This is a genomic window from Photorhabdus sp. S10-54, from assembly GCF_963878145.1.
Lineage (GTDB): Bacteria > Pseudomonadota > Gammaproteobacteria > Enterobacterales > Enterobacteriaceae > Photorhabdus > Photorhabdus kayaii.
Genome location: NZ_CAWNXG010000007.1, coordinates 114178 through 139099, shown reverse-complemented (window position 1 = coordinate 139099; position 24922 = coordinate 114178). Strand labels below are relative to the sequence as shown.

The 24922-nt window shown below is 40.6% G+C and carries 23 protein-coding genes and 1 pseudogene; 14 read left to right on the top strand and 10 right to left on the bottom strand.

Going from position 1 to position 24922, the window contains the following annotated elements:
* Positions 1 to 6 precede the first annotated feature (6 nt).
* The 3 genes from rlmD (at position 7) to mazG (ending at position 4530) form a co-directional block, all read left to right on the top strand.
* Positions 7 to 1323, top strand: a complete 1317-nt coding sequence (rlmD, locus tag AACQ83_RS05945; RefSeq protein ID WP_112876855.1) for a 23S rRNA (uracil(1939)-C(5))-methyltransferase RlmD — start codon at positions 7 to 9, stop codon at positions 1321 to 1323.
* A gap of 41 nt (positions 1324 to 1364) precedes the next feature.
* Entirely contained in the window at positions 1365 to 3596 is a 2232-nt protein-coding gene (relA, locus tag AACQ83_RS05940) for a GTP diphosphokinase (RefSeq protein WP_112876854.1), read from the top strand.
* A 154-nt stretch (positions 3597 to 3750) separates the two neighbouring features.
* Complete coding sequence (mazG, locus tag AACQ83_RS05935; protein ID WP_112876853.1) at positions 3751 to 4530, top strand: nucleoside triphosphate pyrophosphohydrolase; 780 nt, start codon at positions 3751 to 3753, stop codon at positions 4528 to 4530.
* Positions 4531 to 4658: 128 nt separating this feature from the next.
* Here mazG and AACQ83_RS05930 read toward each other — a convergent pair whose 3' ends face one another.
* The 4 genes from AACQ83_RS05930 to AACQ83_RS05915 are packed head-to-tail and all read right to left on the bottom strand — an operon-like array spanning position 4659 to position 7135.
* Positions 4659 to 5381: an Imm52 family immunity protein gene (locus AACQ83_RS05930; RefSeq protein WP_112876852.1), complete on the bottom strand. Its 723-nt coding sequence runs from the start codon at positions 5379 to 5381 to the stop codon at positions 4659 to 4661.
* Positions 5382 to 5441: 60 nt separating this feature from the next.
* Positions 5442 to 6164 carry an Imm52 family immunity protein gene (locus AACQ83_RS05925; protein ID WP_112876851.1) on the bottom strand — a complete coding sequence of 241 codons (723 nt, stop codon included), beginning with the start codon at positions 6162 to 6164 and terminating at the stop codon, positions 5442 to 5444.
* Positions 6165 to 6177: 13 nt separating this feature from the next.
* Positions 6178 to 6786 (bottom strand): restriction endonuclease fold toxin 5 domain-containing protein, encoded by a 609-nt coding sequence (locus AACQ83_RS05920; protein ID WP_112876850.1) that lies wholly within the window; start codon positions 6784 to 6786, stop codon positions 6178 to 6180.
* 1 nt (position 6787) lies between these two features.
* Entirely contained in the window at positions 6788 to 7135 is a 348-nt protein-coding gene (locus tag AACQ83_RS05915; protein WP_112876849.1) for a hypothetical protein, read from the bottom strand.
* A 332-nt stretch (positions 7136 to 7467) separates the two neighbouring features.
* Between AACQ83_RS05915 and pyrG the strand changes: the two genes are divergently transcribed.
* The 8 genes from pyrG (at position 7468) to AACQ83_RS05870 (ending at position 15740) form a co-directional block, all read left to right on the top strand.
* Positions 7468 to 9105 (top strand): glutamine hydrolyzing CTP synthase, encoded by a 1638-nt coding sequence (pyrG, locus tag AACQ83_RS05910; protein WP_112876848.1) that lies wholly within the window; start codon positions 7468 to 7470, stop codon positions 9103 to 9105.
* Positions 9106 to 9177: 72 nt separating this feature from the next.
* Entirely contained in the window at positions 9178 to 10479 is a 1302-nt protein-coding gene (gene eno / locus AACQ83_RS05905; protein WP_112876847.1) for a phosphopyruvate hydratase, read from the top strand.
* A gap of 146 nt (positions 10480 to 10625) precedes the next feature.
* On the top strand, positions 10626 to 10883 hold the full coding sequence (locus tag AACQ83_RS05900) for a type II toxin-antitoxin system RelB/DinJ family antitoxin (RefSeq protein WP_049583252.1): 258 nt from the start codon (positions 10626 to 10628) through the stop codon (positions 10881 to 10883).
* Positions 10884 to 10885: 2 nt separating this feature from the next.
* A complete protein-coding gene (locus tag AACQ83_RS05895; RefSeq protein ID WP_112876846.1) occupies positions 10886 to 11155 on the top strand; it encodes a type II toxin-antitoxin system RelE/ParE family toxin in 270 nt (89 codons plus the stop codon).
* 765 nt (positions 11156 to 11920) lie between these two features.
* Complete coding sequence (locus AACQ83_RS05885; RefSeq protein ID WP_112876870.1) at positions 11921 to 12628, top strand: hypothetical protein; 708 nt, start codon at positions 11921 to 11923, stop codon at positions 12626 to 12628.
* A 67-nt stretch (positions 12629 to 12695) separates the two neighbouring features.
* Positions 12696 to 13877: a cysteine desulfurase family protein gene (locus tag AACQ83_RS05880; RefSeq protein WP_112876845.1), complete on the top strand. Its 1182-nt coding sequence runs from the start codon at positions 12696 to 12698 to the stop codon at positions 13875 to 13877.
* A gap of 22 nt (positions 13878 to 13899) precedes the next feature.
* Positions 13900 to 15093 carry an MFS transporter gene (locus tag AACQ83_RS05875; RefSeq protein ID WP_112876844.1) on the top strand — a complete coding sequence of 398 codons (1194 nt, stop codon included), beginning with the start codon at positions 13900 to 13902 and terminating at the stop codon, positions 15091 to 15093.
* A 434-nt stretch (positions 15094 to 15527) separates the two neighbouring features.
* Positions 15528 to 15740, top strand: a complete 213-nt coding sequence (locus AACQ83_RS05870; protein ID WP_112876843.1) for a helix-turn-helix domain-containing protein — start codon at positions 15528 to 15530, stop codon at positions 15738 to 15740.
* A 261-nt stretch (positions 15741 to 16001) separates the two neighbouring features.
* Here the strand turns inward: AACQ83_RS05870 and AACQ83_RS05865 are convergent, their stop codons facing one another.
* The 5 genes from AACQ83_RS05865 to AACQ83_RS05845 all read right to left on the bottom strand — a co-directional run bounded on the left by AACQ83_RS05865 (position 16002) and on the right by AACQ83_RS05845 (position 20261).
* The gene (locus AACQ83_RS05865; RefSeq protein WP_112876842.1) at positions 16002 to 16724 is read right to left on the bottom strand and encodes a helix-turn-helix transcriptional regulator; all 723 of its coding nucleotides are present in this window, start codon (positions 16722 to 16724) and stop codon (positions 16002 to 16004) included.
* A 160-nt stretch (positions 16725 to 16884) separates the two neighbouring features.
* Positions 16885 to 17607: a helix-turn-helix transcriptional regulator gene (locus tag AACQ83_RS05860; RefSeq protein ID WP_112876841.1), complete on the bottom strand. Its 723-nt coding sequence runs from the start codon at positions 17605 to 17607 to the stop codon at positions 16885 to 16887.
* Between the two features lie 161 nt (positions 17608 to 17768).
* Positions 17769 to 18491 (bottom strand): helix-turn-helix transcriptional regulator, encoded by a 723-nt coding sequence (locus AACQ83_RS05855; RefSeq protein WP_112876869.1) that lies wholly within the window; start codon positions 18489 to 18491, stop codon positions 17769 to 17771.
* 160 nt (positions 18492 to 18651) lie between these two features.
* Positions 18652 to 19380, bottom strand: coding sequence for a helix-turn-helix transcriptional regulator (locus AACQ83_RS05850; protein WP_112876868.1), 729 nt, complete (start codon positions 19378 to 19380; stop codon positions 18652 to 18654).
* 152 nt (positions 19381 to 19532) lie between these two features.
* Positions 19533 to 20261, bottom strand: a complete 729-nt coding sequence (locus tag AACQ83_RS05845; protein ID WP_112876840.1) for a helix-turn-helix transcriptional regulator — start codon at positions 20259 to 20261, stop codon at positions 19533 to 19535.
* A gap of 742 nt (positions 20262 to 21003) precedes the next feature.
* Here AACQ83_RS05845 and AACQ83_RS05840 point away from each other — a divergent pair.
* Positions 21004 to 22389, top strand: coding sequence for a DASS family sodium-coupled anion symporter (locus AACQ83_RS05840; protein ID WP_112876839.1), 1386 nt, complete (start codon positions 21004 to 21006; stop codon positions 22387 to 22389).
* Between the two features lie 38 nt (positions 22390 to 22427).
* Here AACQ83_RS05840 and AACQ83_RS05835 read toward each other — a convergent pair.
* A pseudogene (locus AACQ83_RS05835) lies at positions 22428 to 22535 on the bottom strand (IS1 family transposase); the annotation flags it as partial.
* 536 nt (positions 22536 to 23071) lie between these two features.
* Here AACQ83_RS05835 and AACQ83_RS05830 point away from each other — a divergent pair.
* Together AACQ83_RS05830 and AACQ83_RS05825 are read left to right on the top strand one after the other, a co-directional pair.
* Complete coding sequence (locus tag AACQ83_RS05830; RefSeq protein WP_112876838.1) at positions 23072 to 24112, top strand: hypothetical protein; 1041 nt, start codon at positions 23072 to 23074, stop codon at positions 24110 to 24112.
* A 21-nt stretch (positions 24113 to 24133) separates the two neighbouring features.
* Positions 24134 to 24808 (top strand): hypothetical protein, encoded by a 675-nt coding sequence (locus AACQ83_RS05825; protein ID WP_112876837.1) that lies wholly within the window; start codon positions 24134 to 24136, stop codon positions 24806 to 24808.
* Positions 24809 to 24922: the final 114 nt, after the last annotated feature.

Below are 24922 nucleotides of genomic sequence, written 5' to 3'. Positions count from 1 at the left end.
AGAATCATGGTGCAATTTTATTCCCCCAATCGCCGAACAGTAAATCGGCATATCATTACAGTCACTGCTGATAATCTGGATGCTCAGGGGCAGGGCGTAGCTCGCCATCAGGGTAAAACTATTTTTGTCACCGGATTATTGCCCGGTGAACAGGCACAGGTACAACTAACGGAAGAGAAACGCCAATTTGCCAAAGCAAAGTTGGTTAAGCGTCTATCTGACAGTCCATATCGTGTGAATCCCCGTTGTCCGCATTTTGGAGTATGTGGCGGTTGTCAGCAACAACATGTTGCATCGGATTTACAACGTGAGAGTAAAGCCAGCGTTCTGGAACATCTGATTAGACGGGAAACTGGTGTAACGGTTTCTGCTAAGCCGGTGATTCTGGGTCCTGAATATGGTTATCGGCGCCGGGCAAGGCTTGGTTTACACTATCAAGTAAAACAGCGCCGCCTGGTGATGGGATTTCGTCAAAATCAATCCAATGAGTTAATTGCTATAAAAGAATGCCCTGTTTTGCGACCTGAATTGGAACAGTTATTGCGACCATTGGCTCAGTGTCTGAGTAATTTGAAAGCGGTTAAACGGTTGGGGCATGTGGAATTGGTGCTGGCAGATAATGGTCCATTGATGATATTGCGCCATCTTGATCCCTTGAAATGGGAAGATAAAGAGAAACTATGCACATTTTCCGTGCAACATAATGTCGCGGTCTATCTGGCGGCGGATGAAACTTCACTTGAGTCGCTGAATGAACCGCAGGAACCCTGGTATCAGGTAGGTGGACTGAAATTGGTTTTCAGTCCAAGAGATTTTATTCAGGTTAACGATCAGGTGAATCAACAAATGGTTGCTCAGGCGATAGAGTGGCTCGATTTACAACCGAATGACAACGTGCTTGATCTATTCTGTGGAATGGGGAATTTCACTTTACCTATTGGTCAAATAGTGCAGTCGGTGGTTGGCGTCGAAGGGGTTGCCACACTGGTAGCTAATGGGCAATATAATGCCAGATTAAATAATTTGGATAACATATCCTTCTGCCATGAAAATTTGGAAGCTGACATACGTCATCAACCTTGGGCAAAGTTGGGGTTTAATAAAGTCTTATTAGATCCGGCGCGTGCTGGTGCGACAATAGTCATGTCACACATTGTCAAGCTGGCCCCTGAAAAAGTGGTCTACGTCTCTTGTAATCCAACAACATTGGCACGGGACAGTAAGATTCTGCTTGAGGCTGGCTATCATATTATCAGTGTGCGGATGCTGGACATGTTTCCACATACAAGCCATTTGGAGTCAATGGTGCTATTTAGCCGTTAGGTCATGGCTAGATGAAAGCTATGAAGTCGTCGGGAGAGATTATGGTTGCGGTAAGAAGTGCTCATTTAACCCCTGCGGGAGAGTTTGCAGTAAACAGGTGGATCGCGAGTTTAAATATAGCGAATCTTCAATTGGGTGAGAAATTAGCCAAAACCTGGCGTTATTGTCACGAAAAAGCGCAAAATCATCCTGATTCAGAACTTCTGTTATGGCGTGGTGTAGAGATGGTTGAGATCCTCTCCACGCTGAGTATGGATAATGACAGTATGCGTGCGGCGTTGCTGTTCCCATTGATGGATGCCAAATTACTTGACGATCAAACGGTCACTGAGGCGTTTGGTAGTGGAATTACCAATCTGGTGAAAGGCGTTATGGAAATGGATGCTATTCGTCAGTTGAAAGCCACTCATAACGATTCAATTTGTTCCGTACAGGTTGATAATGTTCGCCGGATGTTATTGGCAATGGTGGAAGATTTTCGCTGTGTCATTATCAAATTGGCAGAGCGGATTGCCCATTTGCGGGAAGTTAAAGAGGCGACTGAAGATGAGCGTGTATTGGCTGCGAAAGAGTGTTCCAACATTTACGCGCCGCTCGCTAACCGATTAGGCATTGGTCAACTTAAATGGGAACTTGAGGATTACTGCTTCCGTTATCTCCATCCTGATGAATATAAAAAAATTGCGAAATTGCTGCATGAGCGTCGCATTGATCGTGAGCAGTATATTGACCACTTTGTTAATACATTACGTAAGCATATGCTCAAGGAGGGCGTCACTACTGAGATATACGGGCGTCCTAAACATATCTACAGCATCTGGCGCAAAATGCAGAAAAAATCACTGACATTTGATGAGCTGTTTGATGTTCGGGCTGTGCGGATTGTGGTTGAACGTTTGCAGGATTGTTACGCGGCACTGGGGATAGTACATACTCACTATCGTCATTTGCCGGATGAATTCGATGATTATGTGGCTAACCCGAAGCCTAATGGCTACCAATCTATTCATACCGTAGTGCTTGGGCCGGGTGGTAAGACATTGGAAATCCAGATCCGTACCCGTCAGATGCATGAAGATGCAGAATTGGGAATCGCCGCCCACTGGAAATATAAAGAGGGGGCAGTGGCGGGTAGTCGTGCCGGATATGAGGGGCGTATTGCATGGCTGCGTAAACTTATCACATGGCAAGAAGAGATGGCTGATTCTGGTGAGATGCTGGATGAAGTCCGCAGTCAGGTGTTTGATGATCGGGTATATGTATTTACACCGAAAGGCGATGTTATTGATCTACCTACCGGTTCTACGCCGCTGGATTTTGCTTACCATATTCACAGCGATGTGGGGCATCGTTGTATTGGGGCGAAAATCAGTGGTCGCATTGTGCCATTCAGCTATCAATTGCAAATGGGCGATCAGATTGAAATCATCACCCAGAAACATCCGAACCCAAGTCGTGATTGGTTAAATCCAAACTTGGGCTATGTCACCACAAGCCGTGGTCGGGCGAAAATCCATAACTGGTTCCGCAAACAGGATCGGGATAAAAACATTATCGCAGGTCGTCAGATGCTGGATAACGAACTGGAACACTTGGATATCAGCCTAAAAGAGGCGGAAAAGTTGCTCATTGCTCGTTATAACGTCCATACACTTGATGAAGTACTGGCGGGAATTGGGGTGGGTGATATCCGTATTAACCAGTTGGTCAATTTCTTACAAAGCAAACTCAAGAAAACCACCGCAGAGGATGCAGATCGGGAAGCGCTTCGCAATTTAGAAAATAAATCACATCCACAGCGTAGTTCTACTAAAGACGATGGGCGGATTGTGGTAGAAGGTGTGGGTAACTTGATGCATCACATTGCCCGTTGCTGCCAGCCAATTCCTGGAGATGAGATTGTCGGCTTTATCACTCGTGGTCGGGGTATCTCCATCCACTGGGTTGATTGTGAACAACTGGCTGAATTGCAGGAAAATGCGCCGGAAAGGGTCGTAGATGCGGTTTGGGGAGAGAGTTACTCCAGCGGTTACTCACTGATTGTGCGTGTGGTTGCGAATGATCGCAGTGGATTATTACGTGATATCACCACGATCCTGGCGAATGAAAAGGTGAACGTGCTTGGGGTGAGTAGCCGCAGTGATGTAAAACAGCAGATTGCTACCATCGATATGAATATTGAGATTTATAACCTGCAAGTACTGGGACGGATCTTGGCGAAAACCAATCAGTTACCGGATGTTATTGAAGCCAAACGCCTTCATGGCAACTAACCGCAGGAAAATTTGGATAAAAAATGAAATCATCTGCTATATACCCAATGGATTTCAAGATGCATCGCGACGGCAAGGGAGTGAATCCCCGGGAGCATCGCGAACTATGTGACCGGGGTGAGCGAGTGCAGCCAACAAAGAGACAACTTGAAAGATGACGGGTATAAAACGGTTATTAGAGATTATGGCGCAATTGCGCCATCCTCAACAGGGGTGTCCTTGGGACAAACAACAAACGTTCAAAACTATCGCACCTTATACATTAGAAGAGACTTATGAAGTCATTGATGCCATTGAACGAGGTGATTTTTCTGATCTAAAAGAAGAACTAGGCGATCTGTTATTTCAGGTGGTGTTCTATGCTGAAATGGGCAAAGAGCAACAGTTGTTTGATTTTGATGATATTTGCCATGCGATTAGCGATAAACTGGAGCGCCGCCACCCACATATTTTCGGTCAGCAGCAGGATATCAGCGGTGACGTGGCTATCAGTGGTTGGGAAAAACGTAAGGTGCAGGAAAGAGCGCAAAAAGATCTGCATTCGGTCCTTGATGACATTCCGGCAAGTCTGCCGGCATTGATGAAAGCGTATAAAATACAGAAACGTTGTGCTGCGGTTGGTTTTGACTGGGATACCTTGGGGCCAGTGCTGGACAAAGTTTATGAAGAGATCGACGAAGTAATGGATGAAGCTTATCAGGCGGTTGTTGATCAGCAGCATTTGGAAGAGGAGATTGGTGATTTATTGTTTGCTGTTGTGAACTTATCTCGCCATCTCGGATACAAACCGGAAATTGCGTTGCAAAAAGCATGCAATAAGTTTGACAACCGATTTAGAGAAGTAGAAAAGCTGATCCTGAACCAAGGCCACACCTTGGAAGCCGCGACATTGGAAGAAATGGAACAAATGTGGCAACAGGTTAAGAAACAGTAACCGGAAAGGGATGGCAAACAGCCCAAGAGGGCTGTTATCAACGCGAGAAAAGCGGAAACAGAAAGCGGCGCTAATTCACGAAAAGATATCAAAGGAATGATGAAGGATAGAAAATTATCTGGTCGCCGTTAAACCTCAGTAATTAATGGCAGTAATCCCAGATTTACCAACTGAATTTCAACATCATTGGCTTTATCAATATCGTCCTGATTTTCGCCGTTAAAAATGCCTTTTTTGGTGATGATTAATGTCCCCAATTGCTCTTTATCATTTGCAATAGGCAAGATTTCATCTGCCATTGGTAACAATGAGGGATCTATAATGGAGGGTAAATAAATCATCCAGCCGGCACTTAACCTGTCGGGAAATACCTGATTTCGATTCAATGTATAGCCGTTAGTTTCCACCATAATATAGGGGGTATTACGGCTGAAAACCAAAAAGGTAATAAAATCAATCAACCGTGAAAATTGAAACTCCTTTTCGTCAATGTTGAGCTTTATTGTTAGCTTAGTTTGCCCTAGTCTATCAATACGATAGTTCTCATAAAATAGGGAACAAGCAAGGTCATCAACTTCACCATCCCAGATTTTTTTTCCTATAAAAGGGAAATCTTCTTTGTAAATTTTTTCAAACACTTGAACTGTTTTTTTCGTTGGGTGTTGTTCTTCAAAAACAGGATATTCCAATGCTTCCTTACGAGTATGACCTGTCAAATACCAGGTCTTATGATGGCCAAAAAAGTGATCGATTTGCTGAGTAATTCGATACAAATCAGCCAATACTATTTCGGGAGTTAAGGGTTCTTGTAGGTCAAAATACAGTTTTATTTCTGGTGATAAAATAGTCATTTATTGTCTCTACTATCCAAATAAAGGAGTGCGAAATGCCTACCTGATTAAGGGTAACGACTAAACCTCAGTAATTAATGGCAGTAATCCCAGATTTACCAACTGAATTTCAACATCATTGGCTTTATCAATATCGTCCTGATTTTCGCCGTCAAAAATGCCTTTTTTGGTGATGATTAATGTCCCCAATTGCTCTTTATCATTTGCAATAGGCAAGATTTCATCTGCCATTGGTAACAATGAGGGGTCCATAACGAAGGGTAAATAAATCATCCACCCTGCACTTAACCTGTCGGGAAATACCTGATTTCGTTTCAAGGTATAGCCGTTAGTTTCCACCATAATATAGGGGGTATTACGGCTGAAAACCAAAAAGGTAATAAAATCAATCAATCGTGAAAATTGAAACTCTTTTTCGTCAATATTGAGTCTTATTGTTATATTAGTTTGTCCTAGTTTGTTACTACGGTAATTTTCATAAAATAGGGAACAGGCAAGGTCATCAACTTCACCATCCCAGATTTTCTTTCCTATAAAAGGGAAGTTTTTTTTATAGCTTTTTTCAAACTCTTGAACCGCTTTTTCTGTCGGATGCTGTTTTTCAAAAACAGGATGTTTTAATGCTTCATTACGAGTATACCCAGTCAAATACCAGGTTTTATGATGCCCGAAGAATTGGTCAGTCTGTTGTGTTATCTTATACAAATCAGTGAGGGCTATTTGGGGAGTCAACGATTCTTTCCAGTCAAAATACAACTCTATTTCTAGTGATAAAATAGTCATTTATTGTCTCGAACTATCTAAGTAAAGGGGTATGAAATACTTTAATATTGGGATACCTAGAAAATCTTTTTGAATAGTAAGCTGCGCTTACAGGGCCCATAAAATGCCAGTGAGAGCGTGGAATGTTGTTCAATAAGGTACATACGTCTTGCTGTCGCCTTCCTTGATCTTTCATGGGTTCATCTCCCGTCCACCATTCCATCGGTTCTCCCTTCCTAAAAAACTGATCATATTTAGCTTTGGATTCCAGAAACAGGCATGCTTTTGGTCGCCAGCCATCGAAGCTGACTCCCAGACATTCCCATACCTGTATGAGTTTTGCATCCGGTTTGTAAACGGTTTTGGCTATCTGGATTTGATAATCAAGGGTCACCTGCGAGTATGAGCTGGTGCTTTCCCAGCTGGGACTTACTTTCTCAATGGCTGGACACGCCTTGCATTTTTCCCTTGTTGTACTGATCGCGTCCGTTCGGGTTTCCGCTTGCTCTTTTTCATCATCCTTGTCTTTTGTCATTTCTGTAACGCCGAGGCCAACACCAACGCCAACCAATATGCCCGCAAGGGCTGATGCCGCATATTCGGCAGCAGTCAGGGCTACCGGAACTACCAGAGGTAAAGGCATATTACTTTCTCCTTTTCAACAAGTTATCTATTATCCTCAGGATATCTTTGTATTGTTGTTCCGGGTTTTCCCCTGCTTCAAGGGCATTTTTGATTTCTGGTACACCATGGAAATTAAGATTAAATGCAGTTAAATAAAGGTATGATCTAACCAGTTTTTTATCTTTAAAGCCCAGCTCGCTGATTAAATACCGATACGCCTCTTTCAGTCGCTTACGCAAATTTTTCTCATCCTCATGTACAACCAAGTCGGCATGTTCTGACAAAATGCATTGCCTGATTTTTTCAATATAAGTATTGTCCTCTAGATCTATAATTTTATCGAATTGTTCCTGAGTGAGTTTAATCATGGCATTGCTCCTTAACTCATAAGCTACTGTTACCTATATTGGGTCTTTTATCTGTGTGCAATTCAGACGAAACGATCACTGTGGAAGCAATCATACTGTTTTTTAATCAATTAAGGTAATAAATTCATTCGAAATTGAGAAGAGGCAATAACGATTGGCTTCATGAAAAATGAAGTTTGTGTCTGTACACATGTCTACATTGAAAATGCTGTGGAGGGGGAAAATACCTTATTTTCGTGCAGATTATTTGTAGCGAATTTAAGGTTCGGGTATACTGCTTTCCCGTCCTGGTTATATCCATCATCTTTTAAACCTAAACTTTCAGGTTCAGCATGAAAACTAATTATATTTTTGTGACCGGCGGGGTCGTATCCTCTCTGGGTAAAGGCATTGCCGCAGCCTCTTTGGCGGCTATACTCGAAGCCCGTGGACTCAATGTCACTATTATGAAACTGGACCCGTACATCAATGTCGATCCAGGTACGATGAGCCCAATTCAACACGGGGAGGTTTTTGTTACCGAAGATGGAGCTGAAACTGATCTCGATTTAGGTCACTATGAGCGTTTCATCCGTACTAAAATGACTCGCCGCAATAACTTTACGACGGGTCGGGTTTATTCCGAAGTTTTGCGTAAAGAGCGCCGTGGCGACTATCTGGGGGCGACTGTTCAAGTTATTCCTCACATCACCAATGAAATTAAGGATCGCATCATCAGTGGTGGTGAAGGTCATGATGTGGTGCTGGTGGAAGTTGGTGGTACTGTCGGTGATATCGAATCGTTGCCATTCCTTGAAGCCATTCGTCAAATGGCAGTAGAAGTTGGCCGTGAACACACGTTATATCTGCATCTGACACTGGTGCCTTATCTGGCAGCGGCTGGCGAAGTCAAAACCAAACCGACTCAGCATTCGGTAAAAGAGCTGCTTTCTATCGGTATTCAACCGGATATTCTGATTTGTCGTTCAGATCGCGTCATTCCGGCTAATGAGCGGGCAAAAATTGCTCTTTTCTGTAATGTGCCGGAGAAAGCGGTTATCTCCCTAAAAGACGTTGATTCCATTTATAAAATCCCAGGGCTATTGAAATCTCAAGGCTTAGATGATTATATTTGTAAACGATTCAGCCTCGATTGCCCGGAAGCAAATTTGTCAGAATGGGAACAAGTCATTTACGAAGAAGCTAACCCTTCCGGTGAAGTCACTATTGGGATGGTGGGTAAATACGTTGAACTGCCTGATGCGTACAAATCCGTGATTGAGGCATTGAAGCACGGTGGATTGAAAAATCGTCTAACGGTGAATATCAAACTGATTGATTCCCAGGATGTTGAAACCCGTGGCGTTGAATTATTGAAGGGGTTGGATGCGATTCTGGTGCCTGGTGGTTTTGGTGGTCGTGGTGTGGAAGGCAAAATCATGACAGCCCGTTATGCGCGTGAGAACAAAATTCCTTATCTGGGGATCTGTCTCGGCATGCAGGTAGCATTGATTGAGTTTTCTCGTCATGTTGCGGGTTTGGAAAAAGCCAGCTCAACAGAATTTGAACCTGATTGCCGGTTTCCGGTTGTTGGTCTGATCACCGAATGGCGTGATGAAGACGGTAATTTAGAAGTGCGTAGCGAAGAGAGTGATCTTGGTGGAACGATGCGTGTGGGTGGTCAGCCATGCCACCTGACAAAAGAGAGTTTAGTGCGCACCTTGTATGGGGCAGATACGATTGTTGAGCGTCATCGGCATCGTTATGAAGTGAATAACTTACTGTTGAAACGTATTGAAGATGCGGGTCTGCGGGTAGCGGGTCGTTCAATGGACAATAAGCTCGTAGAAATTATTGAGATTCCAGAGCATCCTTGGTTCGTGGCTTGTCAGTTCCACCCAGAATTTACTTCCACTCCTCGTGATGGCCATCCATTATTTACTGGTTTTATTAAAGCAGCCGGTAAATATCAGAAAGGCCAGCTCAAATAAGATGTGCAGTGAGTGGCGGTATGACGTGTTCCGTCACTTACCTGAAATGTAACTTGTACTGAGGAAAACCTAATGTCCAAAATCGTTAAAGTGATCGGTCGTGAAATCATTGACTCCCGTGGTAACCCAACCGTAGAAGCAGAAGTGCATCTGGAAGGAGGGTTTGTGGGTTTAGCGGCTGCACCCTCTGGTGCATCTACCGGTTCCCGTGAAGCGTTGGAACTGCGTGACGGTGACAAATCCCGTTTTATGGGTAAAGGTGTACTGAAAGCTGTTGATGCAGTAAATGGCTCGATTGCACAGGCAGTTATTGGTCAGGATGCTAAAGATCAGGCTAACATCGACAGGATCATGATCGATCTGGATGGTACTGAAAATAAATCTCAATTCGGTGCTAATGCGATTCTGGCGGTTTCTCTGGCTAACGCTAAAGCCGCAGCAGCAGCGAAAGGCATGCCGTTGTACGAGCACATTGCTGAATTGAATGGCACTCCGGGTAAATTCTCTATGCCGTTGCCGATGATGAACATCATCAATGGTGGTGAGCACGCGGATAACAACGTTGATATCCAGGAATTTATGATTCAACCGATTGGAGCAAAAACGCTGAAAGAGGCGGTTCGTATCGGTTCTGAAGTTTTCCATAACTTGGCTAAAGTTCTGAAAGCAAAAGGCATGAGTACTGCGGTTGGTGACGAAGGGGGCTATGCGCCTAACTTGGAATCTAACGCGGCAGCGCTGGCTGCTATTAAAGAAGCGGTAGAACAAGCGGGTTATGTTCTGGGCAAAGATGTCACTTTGGCTATGGATTGTGCCGCTTCTGAATTCTACAACCCAGAAACGGGTAACTATGAACTGAAAGGTGAAGGTAAGACTTTCACTTCTCAAGAGTTCACTCATTACTTAGAAGATTTGACCAGAAAGTACCCGATTGTTTCTATCGAAGATGGATTGAATGAATCTGACTGGGAAGGTTTTGCTTACCAGACAAAAGTATTGGGTGAAAAAATCCAGTTGGTTGGCGACGACCTGTTTGTTACCAATACTAAGATCCTGAAAGAAGGTATTGAGAAAGGCATTGCTAACTCTATTCTGATTAAATTCAACCAGATTGGTTCTCTAACTGAAACGCTGGCGGCGATTAAAATGGCAAAAGACGCAGGTTACACGGCGGTAATTTCTCATCGTTCTGGTGAAACAGAAGATGCGACTATTGCTGATCTGGCCGTAGGTACTGCCGCAGGTCAAATCAAAACCGGTTCTATGAGCCGTTCTGATCGCGTTGCTAAATATAACCAGTTAATCCGTATTGAAGAAGCTTTGGGTAATCGCGCTCCTTTCTATGGCTTGAAAGAAGTAAAAGGTCAGGCTTAATCGATAATTAATTAAGTATTAGAATTAAACAGGAGGGGTAAAACCCTCCTCAGATAATTGGCTACCAAGTCATATTTATAATCTTTTGACGTGTGGCTACAAAAAGGCTACGGTGTTCTAATCAAACACACAGGGGAGCATTTACTATGACTGATACTGTTGTCAGAGCCAGGGTGTCACCAGCCTGCAAAGCGGCGGCAATGGCAAATGCCAAAGCACTTGGGCTCGATTTATCTACCGTTATACGTATGGTTATTAATCGATTAGCCGCAGAAGGTCGGCTACCGGATGGGTTGCTGCAACCGAATAGCGAGACGTTACAGGCAATTCATGATCTAGAGAACGGGATAGGTGTTCACCGTGCCAACACGCTTGATGAATTAAAAAGTGATTTAGGCTGGTAACAGTGTTGATTTTCGTTTATCAGAGCCGATTTAAAAGGGATGCCAAAAAGTACGTCAACAATAAAAAAGCGCAAGAAATCATTATGAAAACCCTTGCGCTTTTGCAAACCGGCCAGCCATTACCACCGAAGTATAAAGAACACCGCCTGAATGGTAACTATATTGGTTATTTGGAATGTCATGGAGCACCGGATTTACTACTGATTTATCGACGTACGGACACTGAATTGATCTTGTATCGAGTTGGTAGCCATGCTGATTTATTCGGATAGTAAGAGGATAACTGATGGATTTTTAAATATGTTTGTTGAGCGGAGAGCTAGCTGTGATTCGAAGAGAAAAAATTAAGTTGAGCTGTGTGTAATAGGTTGATGTTTGAGCATGACAAACCTGAAATAATTTTATTCTTCCAAATGAAAGGCTAAAACCCTCCTTCATAAGGGTAATAGCCTGATAACTTCTACAACGTCAATTTTTGAGTTTTCCTGAGGCAGTCGGTCGGTGCAGCCATGTTTTCACATATGAAACTTTTCGCCGATGGCTTAATAGCGAGAATCCCCCCTTTAATGTTGCTGAGAAGATTTACCTTGATATAACGGATTTTAGTTAGCTGTCTCAACAACAGTTCGGACATATCCATACTTGGCAACTAGAGCCTTGTATTGGTGTGACAGAATTACCCGGTAAGCTGAGAGCTAAATGATGTCCGATGGCCGGGCTCAGAGCCTCGACTGCAAGGTCAAAAAGAAAAAATGTTTAAACAAGACGAAGATCTATTTTTTGATAAAAAAGATACGCTAACCTTTATCCAACTTCTTTTATGGGAATTATACCCTTGCCTAATATCAGACATACTTGTTTTATAACCGAGATCGCAAGAGAAAACGGTATTCAGCGTACGTGAAATTATAAAGATCTCCTTATCTTCCATACGTTATATCAATCACTCTTTAAGAACTCCCTTTGCTCCAAAAATTAATGGATGCTTCGGGCATCCTTATACATACGATCCATCATGGAAAAGGATATTGATGAAAATGAATCAGCGAGAAACTAACGTAAGCATACTGGCAGGGAATTCACGAGTTTATCTCAATAAGGATAGCGAGATAGTTATCGAGGCTCAGTTGAAAGCCTTTGAGGCTGCTCTGATGTTCGCCAAACGAAGCCAAGATGAATGTGGTCAATTACCGAGGATATCCGTGGCATTCGATCATCATGGGATATTCCGCCTCCAGTTCCTGATAAATAACCTCACTAATTCTCAAAAACGGAACCCCCGCTTGAGTCATCTCCACGCCTCGATCAGGAATATCTTTTTGCCCGTAGCAGAAAAATATCAGATTCCGCTCAGTGAAATACGTGTTATTCACGAAGATTCAGCCAGGCAGCACCTTGTCCACATCTTAGCTTCTGGAGAAATACCCGAAATCATCACACGGCGGATGGTGTCCAAAAACCTCGCTGACGGTAAACCACCGACATCAGATGCTGCTTACGAAGAGCCGACTCAGAAACTCACTTGTGCAGCAATTACGAAGGAGTACTTTGAGAAAGCTGCCGGTGATCACAAAGGCTCAGACGCTATTCTGGAGGTGTTCTTTGAGGACTGCGCTTGGTCGAGAGCTTTGGCATATGTGCGTGGGCTACAACTCAGCCATATGCTCGGTGTTTCAACCGCCATTCGTCTTAATCTTGTTAATGAACAGGGGGAGGTGAGTAAAGGCGATGTAGTTACTGCCTAGCAGATATAGATATAGTCAAGATAATAAAAAAATAATTTCATCTTTGTTTGTTAAGGGGGAAAAATTTATGTACAACTTAACCCGGCCGATATATTTGGATAACAATGCTACAACGCCATTAGATCCCGACGTGCTTCAAACTATGATGCCCTATTTTACCTGCGCTTATGGAAATGCTGCCAGTAATCACCATGCATTTGGGTGGAAAGCTATGGAAGCTGTTGATAATGCAAGAAAAGTGATATCAACATCGATAAATGCGACGAGTCATTCCGATATTATATTCACGTCGGGTTCCACCGAGTCGAACAATCTTGCAATCGCGGGCCTTCAACATCGGGGCAAAAGGGGGCATGTCATCACATCGACAATTGAGCATAAAGCTGTTCTTGATTGTTGCGGTAGGCTCGAAGCAATGGGAACGGAGGTGACCTACTTACCGCCGCAAAGCGACGGCATCGTATCCCCAGATTCAATATCTCGTGCAATAAGGGATGATACCTATCTCGTTTCGATTATGGCCGCTAACAACGAGATTGGTTCAATACAAAAAATTGAAGAGATAGGCGCGATCTGTAAGGAACATGACATTCCTCTTCATACCGACGCCACGCAAGCGCTCGGCAAAATAAAATTTGATGTACAGCGCATGAATATAAGTCTTGCCTCATTTTCCGCGCACAAAATATATGGACCAAAGGGGGTTGGTGCACTTTATATCGATTCACGCAATAAGAATATAACACTCGCTCCTCTCATTGTTGGAGGGGGACATGAGCGAGGCTTACGCTCTGGAACCCTTAACGTTCCGGGGATAGTAGGATTTGGGCGCGCCGTTGAACTGTCTGTTAAAAACTTGCCTGATGAGTCGATGAGGTTACGTTATTTAAGGGATTTACTTCGGTCGTATATTATCGAGAATGTGGCTGACGTTCGGATAAATGGTCATCTTATCGAATGCCTTCCCGGTCTGTTAAATGTCTCTTTCAACGGCTTGGATGCTGACTCGCTTTTGCTGGAGCTTTCCGAGGTTGCATTGTCCTCTGGGTCTGCATGCACATCCGCTAACAGGGCGCCGTCACATGTACTGAAAGCAATAGGAGTCAGTGATGCACAGGCTCAAGCCAGTGTGCGTTTCGGACTAGGAAGATTTAATAATGAGGACGAGATACGGTATGTTTGTCTCCGTCTGGAAAAAGCGGTGAATAAACTGAGATCGATGGCGCCAAAGCCATTCGGCGTCCTGTAATAATTAAGATGGAGTTTGACTGATGAGAACAATGTCGGCACTTTTTCTCCTGTTCGGAACCCTGTTCACTGCGGGGGGATATGGCGCCACCTTTCTTATTTCCGCGTATTTTCGGTCACAAGGGGGGAGTGACATTGACACTGGGACGACCCTTAGCGTGGCCTTGATCGGCACCTTGATTGGCGTTCCTTTGGTTGGATGGTTTGCTGGGCAACTGGAAGCATCGCGCCTTGCAGCCCTAGCGGCGCTGGCGATGTCTTGTGGTTATTTTCTTTTAGGCGGTTTCAGCGGTGAATTGGGTTACATTCCGCGTATCGCAGCGTTCTTGATTGGACTCGGTTGGGGAATGTTCTATATCAGTGGGCCTATGGCATTGTCGGAGCGTGTCACTGACGTTGACAGGGGTCATTGGTTTACTCGCTTCAGCGCATTTCAAATGGCTGGGATTTGCGGCAGTCCCATCCTCCTTGCCGCGGCGGTTGAACAAGCAGGAGTGCCCATCCGAGTAACATTTCTCTTTGTTGGCGTCATTGGCATCCTCGCCTCACTACTTCTGGCGACCTTTGGGGTCAGGGAACCGCATGGTCAACGGGAGTTATCACTGAGACCTTGGGTGAGAAAAATAACCAAGATTGCTGCCAATAGTGCGATCCGTCCCATTGTGATGGTGGGTCTGGGAGGCGGTGTATTCTCCGGAATGATGTCGTTCCAGAGTTCGCTTGTCGAAGGGACTCAAGCAAATGCAAGTACATTCTTTGCTGTACATGCAGCGACCGTGGTTGTGTCGCGGCTTTTGTTAGCCCGACGTTTATCGACGATGCCCCGTATCCCGTTAGTCATCGCGCTGATGTTATTTTTGATCATAGGTATTTTGGCTTTGCTAGGCGTACCGGTTCACCCTATGTTCCAGATTGTGGCGGCCATGTTAACGGGGATAGGCTATGGATTGGTGTATCCCGTTATTCAAACATGGGCAGTAAACGACTCTGCGCTTGAGAATCGTCATGCTGCCCTCACTTGGTTCGTTGTCGCCTACTTTGTGGGGATATTTGGATTTCCGGCAATAGGCGGATGGATATTAGTTGGCGCGGGCAAAACCTTGTTTATCCTAACCCTAGCTGCAATAGCTTCCCTTGAACTTGTGGTGGCATTATTGGGAGGGCGATGGTTTTATCGCATTAAGGACAGGCTGACGGCACAGAATGAAGCACGTTAACGGTCATTCAGCCAGTCGATAATTATCGACTGGCTGATTTGCCGTTGCATAAGTAATTTTTCGATGACCATAAAGTATTTAATTGGCGTCATTCTTCGTAATTGAAGCGCTTTTTTAGGACATTTATTAATGTATTTAATGCGTCTTCCAATATTTCCCAAAATAACTAAACTTTCTGAATATTCCAATATCCATAAAAGAACATTGCTTAACAATTAAATTTTATTTATGACCGTTTAATCGTTAGATATAACATTTTCCTGTTCGGAGAATATTTGGCTGCACTTAGCGGGGTTTTACGTCTTAGTGTGGTTGTTTTTAGTATTCCGCACCAGTGCGGACTCAGGGAAAAAGCTGTAGCAATATAAAAATATTAATTTGAAGAGAGTATGAATATAGCACCTTGAATAACCAAACTGAGAGGAGAATAAGGAATGATTGTAAAAAACGACTGGCACCCGGCTGATATTATTGCAGGGCTTAAAAAACGGGGAACGTCGTTATCTGCTGTTTCAAGAGAAGCGGGGCTTGCATCATCTACTTTATCAAATGCTTTGCACCGTCCGTGGCCTAAGGGTGAACAACTTATTGCTATTGCTTTGAATTGTGAGCCTTTCGAAATATGGCCAAGCAGGTATTCAAAATGAATTAAAATAAACTTCTCGAAAAAAATACAATGAGAAGAGATTAAATTCCTGAAGCTTTTCTTGTGTCTTGTGAAAAGCTTCAGGTATGATTAAAATAGCGTTATTAACGTCACTCCTTGATATTTTTCATAATTTCTGTTGATTTCACGGATCGCCAGATAGGAGTAGTATTCCAAAATCGGGTAAACTTTTTGGGAGGCGAATAGGGTTCTGCCAGGCAGAACCTTAATGGAATAGTGACAATAACGGTATGGTTCATTATTATGCCAGAGTTATATAGGGATTAGGGTTAATAAATCGGGTCGGGGCGTAGTTATCATATCCCTTACCCCTGCAATATTCTTTTAACTGGCTTAATGAGTTTATCCCTATTTTTTGGTAAATAAATTGTAACCTGCTTTGTACCGTTCTATATGTGATACCTAATTTTCTCGCTATATCTTTAGCGCTTAGCGATTGCAACGCAAAAAATACGATATCGAACTCTCTGTCGGTAAATAAATCAGTTGGTTTGCCAAAAGTTAATGACTCTGGATGAATGTTGTTTTCAAAATGATACATGGAATAAATTTCAAGTTTTTTACCGTGCGATACAATCCCAATGCATTTTCCATCCTTCATTAGAGGAGTAACATTGACCAGAAATGGTTGGATTATTTTTTCTCTTCCGACATAAGTGAAGGTGTGTAGTACCCGAATGGTCTTTTGACTCGTCATTACATTGTTATCATTAGCTTGTATAATATTTTCAAATTCAGACCACGGTGCTGGACACTCACCATCAAGCCTCCCTTCTATATTAAAACCTTTAGGAAGACCGCTGTAATAAATCATAGTATCATTGGCATAGATGAATCGAGATTCGTTGTCTTTTATAACCCAAACATCGTTACTGTTTTTCATATATGATATGAAAGCATCAAAGTTTTCTGAATGAACATCCAGATCTTTGTTTATGGAGAAACTCATCGTGTTATCTTTCATAACTTCACCCATTATGATTGAACTGTAAAACCGCGATAACGTCCATGTGAGGTATTCCACAAAACTGCTTTTCACGTTGTTAAGCGAGTTTTGGTCAGAGCATAAGGTTCTGTTAAACAGAACCTTAATGGCATAGTGATGACAGCAATGTTGTGCATTGTTATGCCAGAGGTATATAAGGATTAGGGTTAATAAATCGGGTAGGAGCATAATTATCGTACCCCTTACCCCTACAATATTCTTTTAACTGGCTTAATGAATTTATCCCTATTTTTTGGTAAATAAATTGTAGCCTACTTTGTACTGTTCTATATGTGATACCTAATTTTCTCGCTATATCTTTAGCATTTAATGATTGCAAAGCAAAAAATACGATATCGAACTCTCTATCTGTAAAAATCTCAGTTGGGTTGCCAAATGATAATGATTCAGGAGGTTTATTAGTTTCCATATGATGCATTGAAAAAACTTCTAGCTTTCTAGCTCTGCCTACTACGCCAATCGACTCTCCATTTTTCATTAAAGGCGTGACATCCGCCATAAATGGTTGAATAATTTTATCCCTGCCACCATACATAAATGTAATCAAAGTAGGAATGACTTTTTTTTCCTCCATCACTCTACGGTCATTAGATTGAATGATATCAGCAACCTCAGACCAATAAACCGGACACTCACTATCCAGTTTACCTTCAACATTAAACCCTTTGGGTAGCCCGCTATGATGAAGTCCATAACCATTCATATAGATAAATCTCGATTCTTTATCTTTTATGTACCAGAATTCATTACAGTTCTCCATGTATGATATGAAGGCATCAAAACTTTTTGAATGAACATCCAGATCTTTATTTATAGAGAAATTCATGCTTTTATCTTTCATAACTTCACCTATCATAGTTGAACAATAAAACTGTGATAACTTCTATGTGAAATATCTCACAAAACCGTCCTTCACACTGTTAAGTGGATTTTGGTCGGAGCATTAAGGTTCTGTTAGACAGAACCCTAATGGCATAGTGACGATAGTAATGCTGTGCATTGTTATGCCAGAGGTATATAAGGATTAGGGTTAATAAATCGGGTAGGAGCATAATTATCGTACCCCTTACCCCTACAATATTCTTTTAACTGGCTTAATGAATTTATCCCTATTTTTTGGTAAATAAATTGTAACCTGCTTTGTACTGTTCTATATGTGATACCTAATTTTTTAGCTATATCTTTAGCGCTTAATGACTGCAAAGCAAAAAATACGATATCGAACTCTCTATCAGTAAATAAATCAGTTGGTGTGCCAAAAGTTAATGATTCAGGATGCCTGTTGTTTTCAAAATGATACATGGAATAAATTTGAAGTTTTCTACCGTGTCCCACAACCCCAATACATTTTCCATCCTTCATTAGAGGGGTAATATTGACTAGAAGTGGTTGGATTATTTTTTGTCTCCCGCCATAGATGAAAGTGTTTAATACTGGAATGGTTTTTTGACTCGTCATTACGTTTTTATCATTGGCTTGTATAATATCTACAAACTCGACCCACGGTCCTGGGCATTCACTATCAAGCCTACCTTCCATATTAAAACCTTTGGGTAGGTTGCAGTAATAATGCGTAACATCATTAGCATAAACGAATCGAGATTCACTGTCTTTTATGATCCAAAAATCGTTGCTGTTTTCCATGTACGATATGAAAGCATCAAAGCTTTTTGAATGAACATCCAGATCTTTATTTACAGAGAAACTCATCGTGTTGTCTTTCATAATCTCACCTATCATGATTGAATTGTAAAGCTGTGATAACCTCCATGTGAGGTATCCCACAAAATCACTCTTTGCACTGCTGAGCGGGCTTTGGTCGGAGCATAAGGTTCTCTTAGACAGAACCCTAATGGCATAGTGACGACAGCAATGTTGTGCATTGTTATGCCAGAGGTATATAGGGATTAGGGTTAATAAATCGGGTCGGAGCATAATTATCGTACCCCTTACCCCTACAATATTCTTTTAACTGGCTTAATGAATTTATCCCTATTTTTTGGTAAATAAATTGTAACCTGCTTTGTACTGTTCTATATGTGATACCTAATTTTTTAGCTATATCTTTAGCGCTTAATGACTGCAAAGCAAAAAATACGATATCGAACTCTCTATCAGTAAATAAATCAGTTGGTGTACCAAGAGTTAATGAGTCTGGATGCCTGTTGTTTTCAAAATGATACATGGAATAAATTTCAAGTTTTTTACCGTGTCCCACAACCCCAATACATTTTCCGTCCTTCATTAATGGTGTAACATTGGCTAGAAACGGCTGGATTATTTTTTCTTTCCCGCCATAAGTTAAGGTGTTTAGTACCGGAATGGTTTTTTGACTCATCATTACATTTTTATCATTAGCTTGTATAATATCTGCAAACTCGGCCCACGGTGCTGGACATTCACTATCAAGTTTACCTTCTATGTTAAAACCCTTAGGAAGGCCACTGTAATAAAGCGTAGCATCATTCACATAGACGAATCGAGATTCGTTGTCTTTTATAACCCAAAGATCGTTGCTATTTTCCATATATGATATGAAAGCATCAAAGCTTTTTGAATAAACATCCAGATCTTTGTTTACAGAGAAACTCATCGTGTTAGTGTTATCTTTCATAATTTCACCCATCATGATTGAACTGTAATAACTTGCATGTGAGGTATCCCAAAAATCCGTCCTTCGAGCTGTTAAGTGAGTTTTGGTCGGATAATAAGGTTCTCTTAGGCAAAACCCTAATGGCATAGTGACGATAGTAATGCTGTGCATTGTTATGCCAGAGGTATATAGGGATTAGGGTTAATAAATCGGGTAGGAGCGTAATTATCATACCCCTTACCCCTGCAATATTCTTTTAACTGGTTTAATGAATTTATCCCTATTTTCTGATAGATAAATTGTAACCTGCTTTGTACCGTTCTATATGTGATACCTAATTTTCTCGCTATGTCTTTAGCGCTTAGCGATTGCAACGCAAAAAATACGATATCGAACTCTCTGTCGGTAAATAAATCAGTTGGTGTGCCAAAAGTTAATGATTCAGGATGCCTGTTGTTTTCAAAATGATACATGGAATAAATTTGAAGTTTTCTACCGTGCCCAACAACCCCAATACATTTTCCATCCTTCATTAAAGGGGTAATATCGACTAGAAACGGCTGGATCATTTTTTCTCTCCCGCCATAAGTAAAGGTGTTTAGTACCGGAATGGTTTTTTGATTCGCCATTACGTTTTTATCATTAGCTTGTATAATATCTTCAAATTCAGACCACGGTGCTGGACATTCACTATCAAGCCTCCCTTCTATATTAAAACCTTTAGGAAGGCCACTATAATAGATCATAATATCATTGGCATAGACAAATCGAGATTCGCTGTCTTTTATGATCCAAAAATCGTTGCTGTTTTCCATGTACGATATGAAAGCATCAAAGCTTTTTGAATGAACATCCAGATCTTTGTTTACAGAGAAACTCATCGTGTTAGTGTTATCTTTCATAATTTCACCCATCATGATTGAACTGTAAAACTGTAAAACTGTAAAACTGTAAAACTGTAAAACTGTAAAACTGTAAAACTGTAAAACTGTAAAAACTTCCATGTAAAGTTATCACTTTTATAACACAATGGATAATTATATTTATGAGTTTTGGGGCGCCTATTTGGTGCGGATGATTCTACAGAGGGTAAATATCTTCAATATGCTAATATTTTATATTGTGTAAAATTTTCTTTGTTGATTATGTTATTAATGGAATATTTCAATATGAAATACTTTGGATGGAATGTGGGAAAATTTACTCCGTGGATCTGACTCGTTCAGGTTAAATCATGTGAACTATTGTTTTCGTGCCATCTGAAAGCGAGGGATTATAGAAATTTTCACTTATTCAAATAGTAAAACTTTCTCCTCATAAAGTTATCAGTGAAAGATGAGAAAAAAATAGGTTTGTCGGTAGCTTGGGAGAGGGAGAGTTCTCCTGTTTTTTATGCCCGAAAACTTACATAAAACGTAACGATTTCCTATACCTATAAAGGTGTAATAATGTGATATAAATACAAAAATTTGTATAAAATACCGTCTGTTATGATTTAATTGGTTAGTTCTCGCGCTTTAGATCGCAAAATTCAAAGAACTGCATTTGCTTCCTGGAGAAGACTCCTTATATTCACACGCCTTGTATTTTTTTAACAATTGTAGCAATGGTGGATCAGATATCACCGGCGCTAATGGAGTCACCATGGATGCTTCTCAATCTTTAACCGCAGCTATAAGGCCAAATTTTTCTAATAAAAAAGGCTTAATTATTCTGGCTGCTGATGTTGTATTACTATTTATTTTACTGAATACATTGCCGTTTGGTGAAAAAGCCAATGCGGGTTTAGCATTAATGGTATTTGTTGGTGTGCTGTGGCTTACCGAAGCTATTCACGTCACAATTACTGCATTATGTATTCCAATTCTGGCAGTTGGTATGGGATTGATGAATACGGGAGATGCGCTGAAATCTTTTGCTAATCCCATCATCTTCCTGTTTTTTGGTGGCTTTGCTTTGGCAACTGCACTTCACATACAAGGGCTGGACAGGCTGATTGCTAATCGTCTGCTGATGATTGCCCGTGGACGCTTGTCTGTAGCAGTGATGCTGTTGTTTGGTGTAACGGCTGGTCTTTCCATGTGGATCAGTAACACTGCGACTGCCGCGATGATGCTGCCATTAGTATTGGGTATTTTGTCCAATTTGGATGTACGTTCTGAGCGTCATACGTTTGTATTTGTGTTGTTAGGTGTCGCTTATAGTGCAAGTATCGGTGGTTTAGGTACTTTGGTAGGAAGCCCGCCAAACGCAATTGCTGCGGCTCAACTGGGTATCGATTTCTTCAGTTGGATGAAATTGGGCATTCCTCTGGTTGTTATTTTGATGCCAATGATGGTGGGTATTATGTATCTGATGCTGCGCCCGAATTTGAATCATAAATTCAACATGAAGCTGGAAAAACAGGATTGGACTGGCAAGCGTTTGATGACCATGCTGATCTTCCTATTAACTGTATTCTGCTGGATCTTTAGCACGGTTATCAGTTCTGCCTTAGGGGGAGTGAAAGATCTGGATACCATTATTGCTATCAGTGCTGCCGTTCTGATTGGTATAACGGGGGTGGCGAGTTGGTCCCAGATTCAAAATAACACCGAGTGGGGTGTGTTGATACTGTTTGGCGGTGGTCTGACTTTAAGCGCTATTTTGAAAAACTCAGGTGCTAGTGAAATCATGGCAAATGGTATGGCCGCTACTTTTGGCGCAAGTCACTGGTTTGTGATTATTGTTGCGGTCGCGGCATTTATTATCTTCCTGACTGAATTTACCAGTAATACAGCTAGCGCCGCTTTGTTAGTACCGATATTCGCAACCGTTGCGGAAGCGTTGGGTATGCCGATAATGACGCTGACGCTAATTATCGGTTTCGGGGCATCCTGTGCCTTTATGTTGCCGGTTGCTACACCACCTAATGCGATTGTTTTCAGCTCCGGTCATATTAAACAAACTGAAATGGTCAGAGTGGGTATGGTGCTGAATATTGCCTGCATCGCGATCATCTCTTTGTTTGCTTGGTTATTCTGGTTGTAACTGAAAATTTACTAAATCCCTCTGGACACAATAATTATTCAATATCTCCATCGAATGTACGATGGGGATATTGTGCCGATGACCCTATCATGCATTCCTACTGATTTTGAGTAACCTAAAGTCTTACGATTTAGTCGCTTCATTCTAAGGTGAGGTCTGCTGATAAAATAGGTATTTCACGTCAACTTTGATCATCAAGAATTTTCTAATAAATGACAGAATTTTATATGATGATCACCGCATTGAATACATGATCGCAAAAATAATGACAATAAATTCAAATGATTACATAAAATAAACCTATTGGAAAGCATACCAAGTTTAATACAATTATTATCACAAAAAGTAACAAATAATTTACAATTTTTTCAATAAGTTATATTTTTAGTTGTGATGGAATTCACAAATATATTAACTATTACATAACTGAAATAATAAAAGCTGTTAATATTACAAGGCTGGATTAAATTTTAACCCGGTGTATTTATTAAAAAAAATCCTAGAGGAGGATAAAGTGAATATGATAACAGTACAAGCATTTAGACCGCTAACTAATGATGAAACATTAAATTATGATAATGGTTTAATGAATTCATCCCATAATTAATAGAGGAAGGAATAAAGGTATACCGTAACCTTTATTCCTTTATTTGTCCTTTCATTATAAGATAAAAGGTAAAATATGGACATTATTAACGTAAAAAGGGAAATAAAAGTAATAATAAATAAAAAATTTAATGATACTGATTTGTATACTTGCTACTTATCAGGCTCAGTCATTGAAGGGTTTGCAACACCAAAATCTGATTATGATGTCTATGTTATATTGGAAGGAGAGCTGGAAGTAGAATGCGAAGAGATATTTATACCATCCGATATAGGAATGTTAGAAGTGACAATAATCTCTTTAAAAGAGATAAAAGAAATCATGAAGATAATCAACAGTGGAAGCCCAAATTCCGATTGGTATAAATTACATTTATCTCATAGGATATTAACAGGGGAATCGATTATAAAATCAAATAATTTTAACAAATTAAAAGGAGACATAAATAAAGCTAAATTATGTGAAATACTTAAGACCAAAGCAAAAAACTTTGGCGAAAAGTGTTTTTCCGATGGGATTGGAAATATTTTAAATAATGACCTAATATCAGCAGCATTCAACTTTGAACGAACAGTTAATTCAGCAATGGATTATATTCTGGCTTCAAGTGAAAACACATCCACCTTAATAAAGTGGCGTTATCAAAATGTAATGAAGGTGTTTGGAAAAGATCATCCAATAACATCTATATACTTGATGATTTGTTCAAAATTTAATGTAATCAATGATATTTCAACAATTGATTACATAAACTCAGTTGCTAAAGTGTGGCAGTTAACTTTAGACTATTGTCAAGGAAAAGATATTTTCAGTTACAATGTATCTTTTACGAAAAAAAGAATAGCTAATACATCCGACATTTTATTATCAGATAAAAATAACAAACCAATAATAAAAAATTTATGGTATAGAGTCTTGTGCAAAGATGGGAAATTAATACTTTTCGCAAAAAAAGCATTATGTGAAATTAATTCAGATGCATATAAGGTTTGGTTAGTAATAGATAATGAAAAAACAGAGTTTGAAGTTGTTTCAGAATTGAAAAAAATTGGAATAACTAATGAAAATGCTAATTTTTACCTATCGGAATTCGAAAGACTAGGGGCATTAGCATAAGTAATGCATATGGGAAATACAATGGAAAGAATAAAGATTATAAGTAAGCACCACTGCTGGAGAACATTAAAGGGAACCAAAACCAATAATTTTCAAGAATATTTTAACCAAATAAATAATGGATGCCAATTACAAGAAACAATATTTCATCTACGTGATGCAGAAGAAATGCTAATGGACTTAAGTAATTTGTCATCACCCATATCAAGATTATCAAGCACTGAAATAATACATATTTGGAATGAACTAGTTGATTATTTAAATATAAATAAAATTACATCTGATATGGGTAACTTAGTAAATGGATATGGCTTAGATCCAGAATTAGCCTTATATGGTACTGAACTATGCGAGTTGAGAAAAAACAAAGAAAATATCCTATCCACAATATTGAACAAAGGAATAACAAATAAATTAGAATTAATATATTCAAGAGGGCTTGATAAATCGGTAAAATTAAAGGACGCGCCACAAAAAACAATTGATTTATATGATGAGTTTCGTTACGAATACAGTAAAAGTATTAATTTATTTTCATTGGAAACTTGCCCCACATTAAACATAGAAAACATTTACCAAGATCATTATGTGTGGGATAAGGTTTTTACGATAGCTAAAAACAAATTATTTATTATTTCAGGAGGAATCCCCCTTGCGTTATCTTATCATGCAAAAACACTAAATAGAATTTCATAATACCGATACAGTTGGTCTATTCGATTAATATCCGAACAGTGCAAATCTGGTGCCTGATAGACTGTACTAACTCATAACTCAACTATGTGTGGCTTACCCCCCTTGATACACAAG

Coding starts and splice junctions, on each gene's coding strand:
- rlmD (WP_112876855.1), top strand. CDS start 7: ATGGTGCAATTTTATTCCCCCAATCGCCGAACAGTAAATCGGCATATC.
- relA (WP_112876854.1), top strand. CDS start 1,365: ATGGTTGCGGTAAGAAGTGCTCATTTAACCCCTGCGGGAGAGTTTGCA.
- mazG (WP_112876853.1), top strand. CDS start 3,751: ATGACGGGTATAAAACGGTTATTAGAGATTATGGCGCAATTGCGCCAT.
- AACQ83_RS05930 (WP_112876852.1), bottom strand. CDS start 5,381: ATGACTATTTTATCACCAGAAATAAAACTGTATTTTGACCTACAAGAA.
- AACQ83_RS05925 (WP_112876851.1), bottom strand. CDS start 6,164: ATGACTATTTTATCACTAGAAATAGAGTTGTATTTTGACTGGAAAGAA.
- AACQ83_RS05920 (WP_112876850.1), bottom strand. CDS start 6,786: ATGCCTTTACCTCTGGTAGTTCCGGTAGCCCTGACTGCTGCCGAATAT.
- AACQ83_RS05915 (WP_112876849.1), bottom strand. CDS start 7,135: ATGATTAAACTCACTCAGGAACAATTCGATAAAATTATAGATCTAGAG.
- pyrG (WP_112876848.1), top strand. CDS start 7,468: ATGAAAACTAATTATATTTTTGTGACCGGCGGGGTCGTATCCTCTCTG.
- eno (WP_112876847.1), top strand. CDS start 9,178: ATGTCCAAAATCGTTAAAGTGATCGGTCGTGAAATCATTGACTCCCGT.
- AACQ83_RS05900 (WP_049583252.1), top strand. CDS start 10,626: ATGACTGATACTGTTGTCAGAGCCAGGGTGTCACCAGCCTGCAAAGCG.
- AACQ83_RS05885 (WP_112876870.1), top strand. CDS start 11,921: ATGAATCAGCGAGAAACTAACGTAAGCATACTGGCAGGGAATTCACGA.
- AACQ83_RS05880 (WP_112876845.1), top strand. CDS start 12,696: ATGTACAACTTAACCCGGCCGATATATTTGGATAACAATGCTACAACG.
- AACQ83_RS05875 (WP_112876844.1), top strand. CDS start 13,900: ATGAGAACAATGTCGGCACTTTTTCTCCTGTTCGGAACCCTGTTCACT.
- AACQ83_RS05870 (WP_112876843.1), top strand. CDS start 15,528: ATGATTGTAAAAAACGACTGGCACCCGGCTGATATTATTGCAGGGCTT.
- AACQ83_RS05865 (WP_112876842.1), bottom strand. CDS start 16,724: ATGAAAGATAACACGATGAGTTTCTCCATAAACAAAGATCTGGATGTT.
- AACQ83_RS05860 (WP_112876841.1), bottom strand. CDS start 17,607: ATGAAAGATAAAAGCATGAATTTCTCTATAAATAAAGATCTGGATGTT.
- AACQ83_RS05855 (WP_112876869.1), bottom strand. CDS start 18,491: ATGAAAGACAACACGATGAGTTTCTCTGTAAATAAAGATCTGGATGTT.
- AACQ83_RS05850 (WP_112876868.1), bottom strand. CDS start 19,380: ATGAAAGATAACACTAACACGATGAGTTTCTCTGTAAACAAAGATCTG.
- AACQ83_RS05845 (WP_112876840.1), bottom strand. CDS start 20,261: ATGAAAGATAACACTAACACGATGAGTTTCTCTGTAAACAAAGATCTG.
- AACQ83_RS05840 (WP_112876839.1), top strand. CDS start 21,004: ATGGATGCTTCTCAATCTTTAACCGCAGCTATAAGGCCAAATTTTTCT.
- AACQ83_RS05830 (WP_112876838.1), top strand. CDS start 23,072: ATGGACATTATTAACGTAAAAAGGGAAATAAAAGTAATAATAAATAAA.
- AACQ83_RS05825 (WP_112876837.1), top strand. CDS start 24,134: ATGGAAAGAATAAAGATTATAAGTAAGCACCACTGCTGGAGAACATTA.